The following is a 16,710-nucleotide window of genomic DNA, read 5'->3' on the forward strand; positions in this document are numbered from 1 at the left end:
GGATCTTTCACGTGAGCGCCATCGCCTTCATCGGTCTCGGCATCATGGGCTCGCCCATGGCCGTCCACCTGGTCAAGGCCGGGCATGCCGTGGCCGGGTACAACCGGTCGCCGGACAAGGCGAAGCCGCTGGCGGAGGCCGGCGGGCGGGTGGCCGGGTCGGTCGCCGACGCCGTGACGGGCGCCGAGGTCGTCGCGCTCATGGTGCCCGACTCGCCCGACGTCCAGGACGTGCTGACCGGCGACGACGGCGTGTTCGCGCACGCCGCCCCCGGCACGCTGATCATCGACTTCTCCTCCATCCGCCCCGACGTCACCCGCGAACTGGCCGAGGAGGCGGACCGCAGGGGCCTGCGCTACCTCGACGCCCCCGTCTCCGGCGGAGAGGCCGGGGCCAGGAACGCCGCCCTGTCGATCATGGTCGGCGGCGCGGCCGGCGACTTCGAGGCCGCGCGGCCGATCTTCGAGGCGGTCGGCAAGACCGTCGTCCACGTCGGGCCGAGCGGCTCAGGTCAGACGGTCAAGGCCGCCAACCAGCTCATCGTGGCGGCCAACATCGAGGCGCTGGCCGAGGCCGTGGTGTTCCTGCGGGCGTACGGGGTGGACCTGGAGGCCGCGATGGACGTGCTCGGCGGCGGCCTGGCCGGCTCCGCCGTCCTGACGCAGAAGCGGGCCAACATGGCCGGGCACTCCTTCGAGCCCGGCTTCCGCATCGCGCTGCACCACAAGGACATGGGCATCGTCACCTCGGCGGCCCGCGAGGCCGGCGTGGTGCTGCCGCTCGGGGCGCTCGTGGCCCAGCTCGTGGCCTCCGCGAACGCGAGCGGCGACGGCGGGCTCGACCACTCGGCGCTGCTGCGCGGCGTGGAGCGCCTCTCCGGCACCGCGTAGGGGAAGCGTCCGGTATGGGTAGCTCTATGGGTGTCACCGTAAGTGACAAGGAGGCGCGCCTTCTGACCACTTAGGGGGATTGTGCCCGTAGTCGTGGGCCATGTTCTCTTTGCGATCATGGCCCGCGTACGCGGCAGCCGTCACCTTCCTCACCCTGCTCCCTGCGGCCGGCGCGAACGCCGCCGGCCCGGCCGAACTGCCGGCGTCCCCGTTCGCCACGGCCGGGTACGCCGCAGGACCGGCCGAGCTGCCGCCGCCCCTGTCCGCAGAGGCCGCCTACGCGCAGCTCGCCCGGCTCGACGTCGCGGAACCGGGCTCAATGTCCGGCTACAGCCGCGCCCGCTTCCCGCACTGGGTCCAGCAGGGCAACTCCTGCGACACCCGCGAGGTCGTGCTCGCGCGCGACGGCGCCGACGTCAAGCAGGACGAGAACTGCCGCGCCATCTCGGGCACCTGGCACAGCGAGTACGACGGCAGGGACTTCACCGACGCCTCCGACCTCGACATCGACCACATGGTGCCGCTCGCCCAGGCGTGGCGCTCCGGGGCGAACACCTGGACCGACGCCCGGCGCAGGCAGTTCGCCAACGACCTCGAAGGGCCGCAGCTCATCGCGGTCTCGGCGTCCTCGAACCGGTCCAAAGGCGACCAGTCACCCGACCAGTGGCGGCCGCCGCAGCAGTCGTACTGGTGCGTCTACAGCCGCGCCTGGATCGACGTGAAGTCCCGCTACGACCTCACGATCACCGACGCCGAACGGGACGCGCTGACCGAGATGGTGGGCACCTGCCGCTCGGGCGGTGAGGCCTGAATGGAGGCCGCGCGAAGCTTCGAGAGCAGCGTCGTCGCCGGTCCCGGCGGGGTGATGACGGAGGAGGCCGGCGTCATCACCGGCGAGGTGACCGTGCGCACGGAGGTGTCCGGCGATCGGGTGACGGTACGCGTCCAGTACCTGGACGCCGACGAGTGGTACCAGATCGACGGCAGCCCCCTGCGCCCGGACTCGGGTCCCGGCCAGGACCTGCATGACCAGATCGTCCAGGCGGTACGCCACGGCCTCCCCGACGGCCTCGCGGCCCTCCGCCCCACCACCTGAGACCGACTCAGGGGACGGCCCGCCACCGGTCCGCCCGATGACAGACCGTCACCGGGCCCCGGCCGCGCGGCGACCCGTGCGACAACGGCCGAGTTGTGCGGTGGTCCAGAGATCGTGCGGCGGGCTGTGCGGGGTCGTGTGGCCGGGTTGTGCGGTGGCCCGGCGGTTGTGCGGCCCGGTCGTGCGGCTGGGCTTCAGGGGAGGTGCTGGAACAGCTCGTCGCCGCTCAGCGGCCGGCCGGGTGGGGCGGGGGCGGGGTGGACGCGCATGCCGGCCAGGACGAGGCGGACCGCGCGGCTCCGGAGCTCTTCGTCCAGCTCGGCCGGCAGGGTCGGCAGTCCTCTGATGAGCAGCCCCACCACCCCCAGCACGTCTCCGGCGCCCACGTCGAGCCGGAGCGCGCCCTCGGCGTGGGCGGCGCCGACGATCCGGCCGAGCGCCTCCAGCAGCCGGGCGCGGCCCGCGGCGAGCTCGGGCGTCACACCTGCCTCGAGCGTCACACCTGCCTCGGACCTCAGGCCCGCCTCGGGCGTCGTGCTCTTCTTGGGCGCCGTGCTCTCCTCGGGCGGCGCGCTTCCCTCGGGCCGTACGCTCTCCTGGCGTCGCCCGCCCATCTCCTGGGCCGGCGTGTCCGCGACCGTCAGCAGCGGGTCGAGCCGCAGGTCGGCGCAGCCGTCGACGAAGCGGCTGAGCGCGTCCCACGCCCACGTCTCCTCTTCGCCCGCCTGCTCGGCCAGCGCGATCATTCGGTCGAGGCCGTCGGCGACGAGGTCCCGGTTCTGCTCGGTGTCCGCTCTCAGTCGACCCGGCGCGCCCATGCGGTCAGCCGCCTTTCGTTCGGTGTCGCTTCCTCAGCAGCCTAACCGCAGTGACCGGAGGATTCCCCTCCGCTACGCGCCCGCCCCGCCCTCGTACCGCATGCCTGAGCATGATCTTCCGGGCCGGCGGAACCCCGGCCCGGAAGACACGCACGGCCGGCGGCCGTCAACGCTCCGGCCGTTAAACGCTCTGGCCGTTCTGGGCGCTGCGGCCGTTCTGGCCGCCGGCTTGCCGGTCGAGACGGAACATCGGCTGACCCGGCGTGCCCGGATCCGCGTCCAGCGACTTGTCGTCGAGGATGGGCGCCGCGTCCTGCGCAACGAACACCCGCACGTCCTCCTTCTCCACCACCTGGTCCCCGGCCTGCGGCGTGGTCGCCAGGGCCACCTCCAGCGTCCCGGCCTCGTCGGCCTTGGCGGAGATGCGCAGCCCGGCGTCGGCGGGCACGTCCTCGCCGTCCATGAGATCCCGGATGGCGACGACCGCGTTGTCAGTCAATACCAGCACGACCTGCTCCTTTGTCCTCGTGAACCCTCCGCCTAACCCATGGGCCCCACCCCAAACTCCGGGGCCGACATGCCCGGACGGGTCCCGGGTGGCGGACGGGCATGGGAAAGAGCGGGGAAGCCATACGCGACGCCCTGCTCGCGCGTGGACGAGGTCAAGTCGGCCGCGGCTCACTGACCCGGGCGCGACGGCGGCTGTTAGGTTCTGGCTCATGGGTGAGTTTGTGAGCGTCGAGGTGGCCGACCAGATCGCCACGATCCGTCTTGACCGTCCGAAGATGAACGCCCTCAGCGGCCAGGCCCAGAGAGAGATCGAGGAGGCGGCCGGCATCGTCGACGCCGACCCGCTGGTGCAGGCGGTGATCCTGTACGGCGGGGAGCGGGTGTTCGCCGCCGGCGTGGACATCAAGGAGATGGCCGACATGTCCTACGCCGACATGTCCGCCCACTCCGCCACCCTCCAGGGCTGCTTCACCGCGGTCGCCCGCATCGGCAAGCCGGTCATCGCCGCCGTCACCGGCTACGCCCTGGGCGGCGGCTGCGAGCTGGCCCTGTGCGCCGACTTCCGGGTCGCGGGGGAGTCGGCCAAGCTGGGGCAGCCGGAGATCCTGCTCGGCCTCATCCCCGGCGCGGGCGGCTCGCAGCGCCTGCCGCGCCTGATCGGCCCGGCCAAGGCGAAGGACCTGATCTTCACCGGCCGGCACGTCCCCGCCGCCGAGGCGCTGGCGATGGGCCTGGTCGACCGGGTGGTGCCGGACGAGCAGGTCTACACCGCGGCCCTGGAGTGGGCCGCGACCTTCGTGGGCGGCCCCTCGGTCGCCCTGCGCGCCGCCAAGCAGGCCGTGGACCAGGGGCTGGAGACCGACCTCGACACCGGACTGGAGATCGAGCGGCTGCAGTTCTCGGGGCTGTTCGCCACCGAGGACGCCAAGCTCGGCATGAGGGCGTTCATGGACAAGTCCAAGGCCAAGTTCACCGGTCGCTAGAGGCCGGGTTCACCGGTCCGCGGAAATCAGGCGCAGGGCCGGGTTCACCGGTCTGCTGAGGTCACGGAGCCGGGCGGGGCAGGTCGGCGCGACGCGAAGTCAACACATTCGGTAAGGGTCGTCCTTTCCGATGTTGGTTTGCCACTATGGTGGCGTTTCATGATGCGCGTCCTCGTCCCTGCCCGGCTCAGAAAGGCCGTGCGCACGTGGTTCGATTCCCGCTACATCTCGATCTCTGATCACCGCCAGGACATCAGGGACGCGCTCTGGGAGGTTCAGACCCTGAGGCGGGAGATGGTCACCCTGCAGAGCGAGGTGGAACGGCTGCGCCAGGCCCGCCCGGCGGCGCCACCGCCCCCGCCGCAGCAGTCGGCCGCCGACAAGGCGAAGATCGACGACGCCCGCCGGCTCGCCCAGGAGACGGCCAAGGCCCTGGACGGGGTGCTGCAGAACGAGATCCTGGTCTGGCAGGCCATCGACGAGCTGCGTGCCGCTCAGGCCGAGGCCCAGGAGAAGCAGACGGCGGCGGTCCAGGCCGCCGTGGACCGGAGCGCCGTGGTTCAGGCCCCCATGGATCAGAGCGCCGTGGATCAGAGCGCGGTGGATGCGAGCGCCGTGGACGTGAGCGTCGTGGCGAAGGTCGCCGCGGGGCGGAGTCGTGGAGAGCAGGGTCGCGCGGAGGAGCAGCCGTGCGCGTGACGTGGAGCGGCGGCGGCTCGCTGAGCTTCCGCCTCGACCCTGACGACGAGATCACCGGCACCGCCTCCGACGACTACCCGATCAAGCTGGCCATCAACTCGTGCACCGTCGGCGGGGTCCCGGACGACGCCCATCCGGACCTGTTCGCCGTGGCCGCCTGGACGATCGTGGCCCCGTGGACGCGCAGGCGCGTCACGTTCGACCGCGCCGTCTCGGCGGAGCTGGCCCAGGTCCTGTACGAGGGCTGGGGCGTCGAGGCGGGTCCGGTGGGGGCGGAGCAGCGTCGCCCGGGGAGCCGGCTGGCGATCTCGTACAGCGGCGGCGCCGACTCCGTGGCGGCGGCCACGATGTACCCGGACGCCCCGTTCATCCACTTCCGCCGGGTCACCCACCCCCGCGTGCCGAACCGCTGGCCCCACTACCGCTCCGACGTGCTGGCCAAGCTGGCCGAACAGACCGGCAGGGAGCTGAGCACGGTCACCTCCGACCTGGAGTACACGCTGGCCGAGCCCCGCCCCGGCTACCCCGAGCACCACGCCGTGGCCGCCGGCGCGCTGCTGCTGGCCGACCGGCTCGACCTCGGCGGCCTGGGCTTCGGCTACGAGATGGGCTCGCGCTGGCTGGGCGGCGGGCGCTACCTGTGGCGCTACACTCCCGACAACCCCATGTGGTCGCCCCACGGCAGGTGGGGCCGCCTGTTCGCGGCCGCGGGCGTGCACATCGTGCTGCCCGTCGGCGGCGTGAGCGAGGCGGTCACCATGCGCCTCGCGCTCGGCTCCGGCCTGCGGCCCCAGGTCCGCTGGTGCCTGCGCGGCACCGACGGCCCGTGCCGCGTCTGCGGCAAGTGCCTGTACAAGGAGCTCATCCAGGCCGCCGTCGAGCGCCGCCCGCTGGACACGCCGATCAAGCCCGATCACCCCGCTGCCCGGAAATATCTCAAGAAGCCGCCCTACGGCGGCCAGGAGATGATCCAGTACGGGCTCTCCCGCGTCCCCGGCATCGAGAACACCCTGTTCGGTCCGGCCCTCGACTACTTCGACGTCTCGGAGGAGGCGACGAGCTGGCTGGAGCACTGCTACCCGCCCGCGCTCGCCGAGATCCCCGAGCCGTGGCGGGCCACGGCGGCGGCGTTCGTCGAGGCGAACGTCGGGCTGATGAGCGGGCCCGAGGTGCGCAGGGTGGAGACGTGGGGCGCGTGATCAGCGGCTGGACGAGGAGCGGAACGGCGTCGTGAAGGTTTATCTGTCGGTCGACATGGAGGGCGTGACGGGTCTGACCGACCCCGAGGAGATGCACGCGGGCAAGCGCGGGTACGAGCGCGGCTGCGAGCTGATGACCGCCGACGCCAACGCGGCGATCGAGGGCGCGTTCGCGGCGGGCGCGGACGAGGTGCTGGTCAACGACGCCCACGGCTCCACCAAGAACCTCAGGATCGACCTGCTCGACCCCAGGTCGAGCCTCATCAGGGGGCCGGGCAAGGCGCAGCGGATGGCCCAGGGCCTCGACGGGACGTTCGGCGCGGCCTGCTTCGTGGGCTACCACGCCCGCGCGGGCGTGCCCGACGGCGTGCTCAACCACACCTGGATGGGCAAGGAGATCCAGAACGTCTACCTCAACGGCGAGCTGTGCGGCGAGACCCGGCTCGTCGCGGCCTGCGCCGGCTTCCACGGGGTGCCCGTCGTGCTGGTGACCGGCGACGAGGCGGTGGGGGAAGAGGCCCGCGAGCTGCTCGGCGACGTCGAGACGGTGGCGGTCAAGAGGGGCATCGACAAGTTCTCGGCCGAGCTGCTGCCGCCGGTCGTGGCCCAGGCGCGCATTCGTGAGGCGGCCTCGCGTGCGCTCGGCCGGTTGAGCGACTTCACGCCGTACCAGCCGGCGGCGCCGTACACGCTGGGGGTGGAGTGGAACTCCACCGCGATCGCCGCGGCGGTGGCGCTGGTCCCCGGCGTGAAGACGGTGGGCTCGCGGCACACCGAGTTCACCACCGACGACTTCACCCAGATCATGGCCCTGTTCGGGATCTTCGCCACGATCGGTGGTCAGATTGCCTGCGGCAGCGGCCCCTATGGCTGAGAGCGGCGGCGGTGGGGCGCTGACCCGGCGCGGGCTGCTGATCGGCATCGGGGCGGCGGGCGGCGCGGGCGCCATGTACGCGGCCATGGGCGCGCTCGGTCTGGCCCCCTCCGAGCAGGACAAGGACTTCACCGCCCCGAGGACGGGCGACTTCACCCTGCGCGGTAAGGGCTCGGCCAAGGTGGTGATCATCGGCGCGGGGGTGGCGGGGCTGACGGCCGCGTACGAGCTGGGCAAGGCCGGCTACGACTGCACGCTGCTGGAGGCCAGGCAGAAGGCGGGCGGCAGGAACCTGACGCTGCGCGGCGGCGACCGCCTGACCGAGCTGAACGGCCCCGCCCAGGACGTGAAGTTCGGCGAGGGCGTCTACTTCAACGCGGGACCCGGCCGCATCGCCCCCTGGATGGTCACCCTCGACTACTGCCGCGAGCTCGGCGTCCCCATCGAGACCTTCGTCAACAACAACGCCGCCGCGTACGTGCACACCAACGGCAGCACCGTGCGGGCCCGCACGGCCCGCGCCGACATGTACGGATACGTCGCCGAACTCCTCGCCAAGGCCACCGACCTCGGCGCCCTCGACCGGGTGGTCAGCAAGAACGACCAGGAGACCCTGCTGGACTTCCTGCGGCGCTTCGGCGACCTCGGCCCGAAGCTGGAGTACGAGGGCTCCGACCGCCGTGGCTTCGCGAAGTTCCCCGCGCTCGACGCCGGCACGCCCGTCGCCGCCCCCGGCAGCCTGCACCGGATCCTCGCCGCCGGCACCGGCCGCGCCATCACCAGCGACTTCGGCTACGAGCAGGCCACCCCCATGTTCCAGCCCGTCGGCGGCATGGACGCCATCGTGACCAAACTCGTCGAGGCCGTCGGCCAGGACCGGATCACGACCGGCGCCAAGGTCACCAAGATCACCAGCCTGCCGGACGGCGTGGAGGTCGTGCACAGCGGCGGCGCGGTCAAGGCCGACTACTGCATCGCCACCCTCCCGCCCCACCTCCTCGCCAAGATCCCGCACAACCTGGGGGCCAGGGTCACCGCCGCGCTGAGCAAGCCGGTCCCGGCGGCGGCGGGCAAGATCGGCCTGGAGTACGGCCGGCGCTGGTGGGAGCGGGAGGACCGCATCTACGGCGGCGTCACCGAGACCGACCTGGACATCACCCACATCTGGTACCCCTCGCACGGCTACCACTCCGAGCGCGGCCTGCTCGTCGGCTACTACAACACCGACGCGAACGCCGAGCTGTACGCGGCGCTCACCCCCGAGGACCGCAGGCGCAGGGCGCTCACCCAGGGCAAGAAGATCCACGGCGAGAAGTACCGCAAGGACGTCCTGGCCAGCGCCTCCATCGCCTGGGAACGGCAGGAGCACATCCAGGGAGGCTGGGTGCGCTGGCCGGCCTTTGATTCGTCCTTCACTCTTCTGCAACGCCCAGCCGGAAGGGTCTACTTCGCGGGCGACTGGCTCACCCATCTGATCGCCTGGCAGGCGGGGGCCATGGAGTCCGCCCGTGGCGCCGTCACTCAGTTGCACCAGCGAGTGCTGCAGTCTCCGTGACGTCGCCCGCTGATCCCCAGGGCCACAATAGGCTCGGGGGAGAAGCGATCGAGGAGCTGGGATGACGTTGCACTGGGTGCCCGCGACCGAACGGATCGACCTGCTGGCCGATCCGGTGGCCGCGGCCCTGTCCGAAATCGAGCCGGAGATCGGGCAGGTCGAGGTCGCCGAGATCGATCCCGGCCTGGCCGACACGGCCGCGTTCTGCGAGCGCTACGGCGTGACTCTCGACGAGTCGGCCAACTGCGTCGTGGTGGCGGCCAAGCGCGGCGGCGAGACGCGTTACGCCGCCTGCATGGTGCTGGCCACCATGCGGGTGGACGTGAACGGCGTCGTGCGCAGACACCTCGACGCCCGTAAGGCGAGCTTCGCGCCGATGGACGACGCCGTCCGGCTCACCGGCATGGAATACGGCGGCATCACGCCCCTCGGCCTGCCCGAGGAGTGGCCGATCCTGGTGGACGCGCACGTAGCGCGGCACGCCAGGGTGGTCGTCGGCAGCGGCGTGCGCAGATCGAAACTCGCGGTATCAGGCGCCGCGCTGGCCGGTCTCAAGAGAGCAGAGGTGCTCTCCTTGGCCGGCTGAGGGAAAACTGAAGCCGATTCGAGACCGTTGGATGGGAAACCGATGGGCCCGCTCTGGACGTTGTACGAGTGGGAATGTGGCCTCATGGTTCATCTCGTGGGCGGGGATTAAGCCGGTATGGTGCTTCATGCCATGAACGATGACCGACTAGGCCCTTACCGGCTGCTCAGGCGGCTCGGTGAAGGCGGAATGGGTGTTGTCCACCTCGCTGTCGACCCCCAGGGGCGGCAGGTGGCGGTCAAGGTCCTGCGCGGAGAGGTCGCGGGCGACGAGGTCGCCAGGCGGCGGCTTTCGCGTGAGGTCGAGACCATGCGCAGGGTGCGCAGCAAGTTCATCGCCGAGGTGCTCGACGCCGATGTGACCGGTCATCGTCCTTACATCGTCACGCGTTATGTTCCGGGCCGTCCGCTCGACGAGATCGTCAAGGACGACGGCCCGCTCGACCTGCCCGCGCTGGTCAGGGTCGCGCACGGGGTGGCCGCCGCGCTGTCCGCCGTGCACTCGGTGGGCGTGATCCACCGCGATCTCAAGCCGGGCAACGTGCTCATCCTCGACGGCGAGCCCGTCCTGATCGACTTCGGCATCGCGCAGGCCGTCGACGCGACCCGGCTGACGCAGACCGGCATGTTCATCGGCACGCCCGGCTACCTCGCGCCCGAGATCATCGAGGGCCAGGAGGCGGGGCCCGAGGTCGACGTGCACGCCTGGGCGGGCACCCTGCTGTACGCCGGCACCGGGCAGCCGCCGTTCGGCAAGGGCACGCTGGAGATGATCTTCTACAACATCACCGCGGGCAAGGCCGACATCAGCGGCGCCCCGGCGGAGCTGCGGCCGCTGCTGAAGGCGGCCTTCCAGCGCAACCCGAACAAGCGGCCCAAGGCGGCCGAGCTGGCCGAGCAGACCGCCCGGATGTTGCCGAAGTCGCCGCCGGCCTCCTCGCCCGACGAGATCTCGACCACGCCGCACCCCGACGCCGCGCCGTCGCTCCCCTTCACGCCGCCCCCTTCGGTGGCGGACAAGCCCTCCTACGACATCTCCACGCCGCCGGTGACGCCCAGGCGGCTGATCGAGAGCCAGGAGCAGCCGGCCCTGCCGCCGCAGGAGCAGCAGTACGTCTCGCTGCTGCCCGACCAGCCCGACCCCTACCCGACGCGGCGGGTGTCGCCGGAGGAGCTGCGGCAGATCCAGCGCGAGGCCGGCCTGCACACGCCCCAGTCGCTGTCGGGCGGCAACGGGCCCGCGGCCCCGCAGCAGGGCGAGGCCGACGTGCCCACCAGGCGGGTGCGCCCCGACTCGGCCGACTACCGCAGGCTCACCCAGCCTCCGCAGCAGAACCAGCAGAACCAGCAGAACCAGCAGAACCAGCAGAACCAGCAGAACCAGCAGAACCAGCACCAGGCTCCAGCCGGTCGTCCCGAGGCGCCCGGCTACGGCCCGCCGCACGGCCCCGGCTCCGGCCCCCAGCACGGCCCGCAGCCGGGCTCGCCCTCCGGATACCGGCACGGCCCCGGCTCGGGGCCGCAGCACGGACCTGGGTCCGGCCCGCAGCACGGTCCGAGTTCCGGCCCGCAGCAGCACGGCCAGGGTTCCGGGCCGCAGCGCGGCGCCGGTTCCGGCCGGGGCGACCACCACGACTACGGCCGGCCCAACCCGATCCCGGTGCAGCCGCCGCCCTACATCCCGGCCCAGCCGCAATATCCGCACCTCGACCCGACCAAGCGGGAGCCCTATCTCCCGAGCGCCGCGCCGGGCAAGGTGCTGCAGCGTTCCAGGGCCTACGGCGTGGCCGGTTCGATGCTGCTCATCCTGATGATCGTGGCGGCGGTGCGGGCGCCCGTGCTCGTGTCCGTCGTGGCGATCCCGATCGCGGTCCTGCTGCGCGCGGCCGACCTGGCCCAGCCCCAGCTCACGGCGCGCAGGGCGGCGGGCGCGGCGGCGCTCGACGTGATCAGGGTGTTCGCCTATCCGGCCGCGCTGGCCAAGTCGGCCGGCATCACGGCGGCCCTGGTCCTCTACGCGCTCATACTCGGACTGCCGGTCACGCTGCTACTCACGGTCGTGGCGGGTATGAATCCCGACAACGCCCTCGCCTGGGGCGCCGCGGTCGCGCTGTGGACGGTCTGCGCGGGTCCCGGAGTCGAGGGACCGGGCAAACAGATGCGCAGAACGCTCTCGTCGCTCGTACCCTCGAGAACAGCGGCGATGGTGATGGCGGGAGCGCTGGCCGCGGTGGCCGCGCTCTCGCTGATCCTCGCCATCGGAACGTTCGGGGACAAGAGGGAGGCCGTATGGACTCCGCTGAACGTCGATCCAGTGACCAGACAGCTGGATCAGCTAGGGGGGGAATCCGGAGGATGACGGGGGGAAGGTGGCGATGAGCACCCAAGCACCAGAGCGCCTCGGACCGTACCGACTGGTCAGGAAGATCGGCGAAGGTGGCATGGGGGTCGTCCACCTGGGTCTCGACGGCGAGGGCCGCGAGGTCGCCATCAAGGTCCTGCATCCCCACGTGGCCGCCGACCTCAAGGCGCGCGACCGGCTCACTCGCGAGGTCGAGACCATGCGCCGGGTGCGCAGCCCGTACGTCGCCGAGGTGATCGACGCCGAGCTCGTCGGCGGGCAGCCGTACGTGGTGACCCGGTTCGCGCCCGGCCGCACGCTGGAGGACACCGTCCTCCGCGAGGGCGCCCTGGAGGCGGGCCAGATCATCAGGCTCGCCCAGGGGCTCTGCCAGGCGCTGGTGGCCATCCACGCGGCCGACGTGATCCACCGCGACTTCAAGCCGTCCAACGTCATGCTGGTCGACGGCGAGCCGCTGGTCATCGACTTCGGCATCGCCCACCTGGTCAACGCGACCCGGCTGACGCAGACCGGCATGTTCGTCGGCACGCCGGGCTATCTCGCGCCCGAGATCATCCGTGACTCCGACATCACCCAGGCCGCCGACGTGCACGCGCTGGCCTCGACGGTGTTCTTCGCCGCGACCGGGGCGCCGCCGTTCGGCACGGGGACGTTCGAGGCGGTCTGCTTCAACATCATGGAAGGCCGGGCGCAGATCGACAAGGCGCCCGTGTGGCTGCGCGGCTGGCTCAGCCGGGCCCTCCAGGTCGATCCGTCGGCCCGGCCGGGCGCCCAGGAGCTGCTGCGGATGGCCAGGGCGCTCGACCCGTCGGTGACCACGTTCAACGAGGCGTCCTTCGAGGGGCCGACGGGGACCAAGCGGCTCGGCGACCGCACCCGGACCATGGACAACTTCTCCGACCTGCTGCCGCCGGTCGAGTACACCAAGCCCGCCCCGCCGCCGACGCCCACGCGCCAGGAGGTGCGGCCCGCGCGCCGCGAGCAGCCGCGCCGCGACGAGCGGCCGCCTCCCTACGTGCCCGCGCCGATGCCGGCCAGGCCGTCCGGCCAGTACGGCGACCAGCGGGTGGCCGGCTACCCGGGCGCGCAGCCGCCCGCGCAGGTGCGGCCCTATACCCCGCCGCCCCAATACACCCCGCCGTCCGAGCGTAAGAGATATCTGTTCGGCAGCCAGGTCGTCGGGCTGCTGCTGCTGGTCACGCTCGTGGCGCTGACCGTGCTGATGCCGGTCATGGTGGGCGCGGTGGCCCTCGCGCTCGCGCTCGTGCTGCGCATCGGCGAATACCTGTTCGGCGACATGGTCAAGCGGCGGCAGGTGCGCGGCAGCAGCGCCGCCGATCCGCTGCTCGTGCTGGTCGGCACCCCGTGGGCGCTGATCAAGTCCGCGCTCGTGACGCTGGTGCACGCGCCGCTGGCGCTGCTGTTCGGCGTGTGCGTGTGGGGGGTGCTCCGCTGGGGTGGTCAGCTCGACATCAACGAGGCCGCCGCGTACGCCGCGGGCGCCTTCGCCGCCGGGCTGTTCGTGCTGCCGGGCGGCGGCGCGCCGCGCAAGGCGGTCACCCGCACGCTCACCGGCGTGCTGCGCAGCCCGGGCGCGGCGCTGGTCGCGGTCGTGCTGGTGGGCACCGCGGCGCTGTTCGCGGTCATGTTCGCGCTGGGCCAGCCCACGGACTGGTATCCGTGGCAGGAGCCCGAGAAGGTGATCGACCAACTGGCAGGTGAGGCCAGGCAGAGCACGATCGGGCTGATCACCGGGCTGATCGGCAGCCTGCTCGACGGTCTCGGGCTGGGGTTCCTGAATCCCTGGTCCTGAGTGTCCGCGCCGTCTCCCTGGGGGAGAGATGAAGGTATGAGCGAGCGCCTGGGGCCGTACGAGCTTGCCTCCCGTCTCGGGGCCGGCGGGTTCGGCGCGGTGCACCTGGCGCTCGACCCCGAGGGGCGCACGGTCGCGGTCAAGGTGCTGCATCCCCACGTGGCGGCCGACGGCGGGGCGCTGGCCCGGCTGGCGCGTGAGGTGGAGACCATGCGCATGGTCGGCGGGCCGCACGTCGCGGAGGTGCTCGACGCCTCGCTGACCGGCGAGCGGCCCTACCTGGTGACCCGCTACGTGCAGGGCCGGCCGCTCAGCGCCGTGCCCGTCCCCGTGCCCGATCTCCGGCGCCTGGCCGCCGGGCTGGCCGACGCGCTGCTCGCCATGCACGCCGCCGGCGTGGTGCACCGTGACCTCAAGCCGGCCAACGTGATGATGACCGAGGGCGAGCCGGTCGTGATCGACTTCGGCATCGCCAGCGCGCTCGACTCGCTGTCCGTCACGGCCTCGGGCGCCGTGGTGGGCACGCCGGGCTACCTCGCCCCCGAGGTGCTGGAGGGGCGGGCGGCCGGCATGGAGGCCGACGTGTTCTCGTTCGGGGCGACGCTGGCGTACGCCTCCACCGGGCGGCAGCCGTACGGGCAGGGGCCCGCCTCCGCGGTGGCCTACCGGGTGGTGCACCACCCGCCCGACCTGGACGGCGCGCCGGCGTGGCTGGAGCCGCTGTTACGCGAGTGCCTGTCCACCGATCCGGCCGCGCGGCCCACGGCCGCGCAGATCTGCGCCAGGCTCGGCGTCGAGCCGGTCGCCCACGTTCCGCTCGTCTCTCATCAGGCCGCTCCCGCCGTACGTGCCCGCTCCGCGAGCGACGACCTGAGCACCAGGGAGTGGCGGCCGGGCCAGGAGCGGCACCGCCGTTCGGTGGAGGAGTCCAGGGCCAGGCACCGGGAGAAGGTGCGCAGGCGCTGGCTGATCGGGTCGGGGCTGTTCGTGGCGCTGCTGGCGGCGGCCGCTCGTGAGCCGTTGCCGGAGGTGTCGCTGTTCCTGCTGGCGGCGTACGCGCTGGGTGTGGTGGCCGACGCCGGGGTGGCGCTGTTCTCCCGCGGCCTCTACCGGCGCAGCAGGCTGGTGGCCGACGCGCTCAGCGTGTCGGGGGCGACCGGGATCTGCTTCGGGCTGGCGGCGATGTTCAGCCCGGTCACGCTGGCGCTGTTCGCGGGCACGGCCCTGGTGGTGGGGATCGTGTTCCTGGTGTCCGCCTGAGCGGCTACCGAATAAAGTTCGGTATGGTGGGGGAGGGCTTTCGCGCTCAGCGCACGTACCACTGGTTTGCGCGTAAGCTACCCATGGGTAACATAACCCGAAACACGGCAGACCCTCTGTCGGGAGCCCGCCGGGCACCTGGCAGTCTGGACAGATGCATTCGGCGCCACCGCAGCGAGGCGGCGGCGCACGCGAACTACGGGAGGTCGGCCACCGGCCATGAACATCGTCGTCTGCGTGAAGCAGGTCCCCGACACGGCGACCGAGCGCAAGCTGCGGTCCGAAGACAACACGCTCGACCGTGACGCCGCCGACGGCGTGGTCAACGAGCTTGACGAGTACGCGGTCGAAGAGGCACTGAAGCTCAAAGAGGCCCACGGCGGTGAGGTGACCGTCCTCACCATGGGGCCCGGCAAGGCCACCGAGACCATCCGCAAGGCGCTGGCCATGGGCGCCGACAAGGCCGTCCACCTCAGCGACGACGCTCTGCGCGGCTCCGACGCGCTGTCCACCTCCTACGCGATGGCCCAGGTGCTCAAGAAGATCGGGTTCGACCTGGTCGTCCTGGGCTCCGAGTCCACCGACGCGCGCACCGGGATGCTGCCGGCCATGCTGGCCGAGCGGCTCGGCACGCCGCAGCTGACGCTGGCCAACAAGGTCGAGGTCGAGGGAAGCACGATCAGGGTGCAGCGGCTGGCCGACTACGGCTACGACCGGATCGAGGCCACGCTGCCCGCCGTCGTGTCCGTGGTCGAGAAGATCAACGAGCCCCGCTACCCGTCGTTCAAGGGCATCATGGCGGCCAAGAAGAAGCCGGTCGAGACGCTCGCCATCGGCGACGCCTCCATCGACCCCGGCCAGGTGGGCCTGGCCGCCGCCTGGTCCGAGGTCGTCGACTTCGCTCCCGCCCCGCCGCGGGCGGCCGGCACGATCGTCAAGGACGAGGGCGACGGCGGCGCTAACGCCGCCGACTTCCTGGCGTCCAAGAAGTTCATCTGAGAACGGGGGTCTTACGGAAATGTCGGAAATTCTCGTTCTCGTCGAGCAGGTCGAAGGCGAGGTCAAGAAGGTCACGCTCGAACTGCTGACCCTGGCCCGCACCCTCGGCACGCCCGCCGCCGTCTGGGCCGGCCCCGGCATCACGGCGGAGGCCAAGGCCAGGCTCGCCGAATACGGCGCCGAGAAGATCTACGTCGCCGGCTCCGGTGACCTCGTGGACCACGTGGTGGCCCCCAAGGCCGAGCTGCTCGCCCAGCTCGTGACCTCGGCGCCGGCCGCCGCCGTCCTCGTGGCCGCCACGGCCGAGGGCAAGGAGATCGCCGGCCGCCTGGCCATCAAGACCGACTCCGGCGTCATCACCGACGCCGTGGGCCTCGGCGAGGGCTTCGTGGCCGACCAGTCGATCTTCGGTGGCGGCGTCAACGTGCACTCCAGGGTGCGCAAGGGCACGCCGATCGTGGCCGTCCGCCCCAACTCCACCGCCCCCGTGGCGGTCGCCGGCGCCGGCGTGGAGGAGGAGGTTTCGGTCACCCTGACCGACGCCGCCAAGGCCACCCGTGTCGTGGAGCGGGTCAAGCAGGAGAAGGGCGCCCGCCCCGAGCTCACCGAGGCCGCGATCGTGGTCTCCGGCGGGCGCGGCGTCGGCTCGGCGGAGAACTTCTCGGTCATCGAGGGCCTCGCCGACGCCCTGGGCGCGGCCGTGGGCGCCTCGCGCGCCGCCACGGACGCGGGCTGGTACCCGCACCAGTTCCAGGTGGGACAGACGGGCAAGACCGTCTCGCCGCAGCTGTACATCGCGGCCGGCATCTCCGGCGCCATCCAGCACCGGGCCGGCATGCAGACCGCGAAGACGATCGTCGCCATCAACAAGGACCCCGAGGCGCCGATCTTCGAGCTGGCCGACTACGGCGTGGTGGGCGACCTGCACCAGGTCGTGCCGCAGCTCACCGAGGAAGTCAACAAGCGCAAGTAGCCACCGCACCGCCCCTCCTCCGGCCGATCACGCCGGAGGAGGGGCGTGACGGGCTCTCGGGGCCCGCCGCCGACGCCGTCCACCGGCTCCCTGG

16 protein-coding genes are annotated in these 16,710 nt (G+C 71.9%); 14 read left to right on the forward strand and 2 right to left on the reverse strand.

The window, feature by feature from the left end:
* Positions 1–11 precede the first annotated feature (11 nt).
* The 3 genes from OIE67_RS00780 (at position 12) to OIE67_RS00790 (ending at position 1,986) form a co-directional block, all read left to right on the forward strand.
* Positions 12–890, forward strand: coding sequence for a 2-hydroxy-3-oxopropionate reductase (locus OIE67_RS00780; RefSeq protein ID WP_326635650.1), 879 nt, complete (start codon positions 12–14; stop codon positions 888–890).
* A gap of 100 nt (positions 891–990) precedes the next feature.
* On the forward strand, positions 991–1,701 hold the full coding sequence (locus OIE67_RS00785) for an HNH endonuclease family protein (RefSeq protein ID WP_326635652.1): 711 nt from the start codon (positions 991–993) through the stop codon (positions 1,699–1,701).
* Positions 1,702–1,986, forward strand: coding sequence for a hypothetical protein (locus tag OIE67_RS00790; RefSeq protein WP_326635654.1), 285 nt, complete (start codon positions 1,702–1,704; stop codon positions 1,984–1,986).
* A 194-nt stretch (positions 1,987–2,180) separates the two neighbouring features.
* On the opposite strand, the gene OIE67_RS00795 is transcribed toward OIE67_RS00790, so the two are convergent.
* Complete coding sequence (locus tag OIE67_RS00795; protein ID WP_326635656.1) at positions 2,181–2,804, reverse strand: SbtR family transcriptional regulator; 624 nt, start codon at positions 2,802–2,804, stop codon at positions 2,181–2,183.
* A 181-nt stretch (positions 2,805–2,985) separates the two neighbouring features.
* On the reverse strand, positions 2,986–3,312 hold the full coding sequence (locus OIE67_RS00800; RefSeq protein ID WP_326635658.1) for a HesB/IscA family protein: 327 nt from the start codon (positions 3,310–3,312) through the stop codon (positions 2,986–2,988).
* A gap of 211 nt (positions 3,313–3,523) precedes the next feature.
* Here OIE67_RS00800 and OIE67_RS00805 point away from each other — a divergent pair, with 211 nt between their 5' ends.
* The 11 genes from OIE67_RS00805 (at position 3,524) to OIE67_RS00855 (ending at position 16,616) form a co-directional block, all read left to right on the forward strand.
* Positions 3,524–4,297, forward strand: coding sequence for an enoyl-CoA hydratase/isomerase family protein (locus tag OIE67_RS00805; RefSeq protein WP_326635660.1), 774 nt, complete (start codon positions 3,524–3,526; stop codon positions 4,295–4,297).
* A 159-nt stretch (positions 4,298–4,456) separates the two neighbouring features.
* A complete protein-coding gene (locus OIE67_RS00810) occupies positions 4,457–4,996 on the forward strand; it encodes a hypothetical protein (protein ID WP_326635661.1) in 540 nt (179 codons plus the stop codon).
* Positions 4,987–6,195 (forward strand): DUF6395 domain-containing protein, encoded by a 1,209-nt coding sequence (locus OIE67_RS00815; RefSeq protein WP_326635663.1) that lies wholly within the window; start codon positions 4,987–4,989, stop codon positions 6,193–6,195. The genes OIE67_RS00810 and OIE67_RS00815 overlap by 10 nt, the downstream gene beginning before the upstream one ends.
* 31 nt (positions 6,196–6,226) lie before the next feature.
* The gene (locus tag OIE67_RS00820; RefSeq protein WP_106249413.1) at positions 6,227–7,069 is read left to right on the forward strand and encodes a M55 family metallopeptidase; all 843 of its coding nucleotides are present in this window, start codon (positions 6,227–6,229) and stop codon (positions 7,067–7,069) included.
* On the forward strand, positions 7,062–8,624 hold the full coding sequence (locus OIE67_RS00825; protein WP_326635666.1) for a flavin monoamine oxidase family protein: 1,563 nt from the start codon (positions 7,062–7,064) through the stop codon (positions 8,622–8,624). The genes OIE67_RS00820 and OIE67_RS00825 overlap by 8 nt, the downstream gene beginning before the upstream one ends.
* Positions 8,625–8,685: 61 nt before the next feature.
* Positions 8,686–9,210, forward strand: coding sequence for a YbaK/EbsC family protein (locus OIE67_RS00830; RefSeq protein WP_326635668.1), 525 nt, complete (start codon positions 8,686–8,688; stop codon positions 9,208–9,210).
* A 132-nt stretch (positions 9,211–9,342) separates the two neighbouring features.
* Positions 9,343–11,568, forward strand: a complete 2,226-nt coding sequence (locus OIE67_RS00835) for a protein kinase domain-containing protein (protein ID WP_326635670.1) — start codon at positions 9,343–9,345, stop codon at positions 11,566–11,568.
* A gap of 16 nt (positions 11,569–11,584) precedes the next feature.
* A complete protein-coding gene (locus OIE67_RS00840; RefSeq protein ID WP_326635672.1) occupies positions 11,585–13,384 on the forward strand; it encodes a serine/threonine-protein kinase in 1,800 nt (599 codons plus the stop codon).
* 36 nt (positions 13,385–13,420) lie between these two features.
* Positions 13,421–14,644 (forward strand): serine/threonine-protein kinase, encoded by a 1,224-nt coding sequence (locus OIE67_RS00845; RefSeq protein WP_326635674.1) that lies wholly within the window; start codon positions 13,421–13,423, stop codon positions 14,642–14,644.
* Between the two features lie 219 nt (positions 14,645–14,863).
* Positions 14,864–15,643, forward strand: a complete 780-nt coding sequence (locus tag OIE67_RS00850) for an electron transfer flavoprotein subunit beta/FixA family protein (RefSeq protein WP_106249405.1) — start codon at positions 14,864–14,866, stop codon at positions 15,641–15,643.
* 19 nt (positions 15,644–15,662) lie between these two features.
* Positions 15,663–16,616 (forward strand): electron transfer flavoprotein subunit alpha/FixB family protein, encoded by a 954-nt coding sequence (locus tag OIE67_RS00855; RefSeq protein WP_326635677.1) that lies wholly within the window; start codon positions 15,663–15,665, stop codon positions 16,614–16,616.
* The last annotated feature ends 94 nt before the right edge of the window (positions 16,617–16,710 follow it).

The sequence above is a fragment of the Nonomuraea fuscirosea genome (genome assembly GCF_035917475.1).
GTDB classification, from domain to species: Bacteria; Actinomycetota; Actinomycetes; order Streptosporangiales; family Streptosporangiaceae; genus Nonomuraea; species Nonomuraea fuscirosea.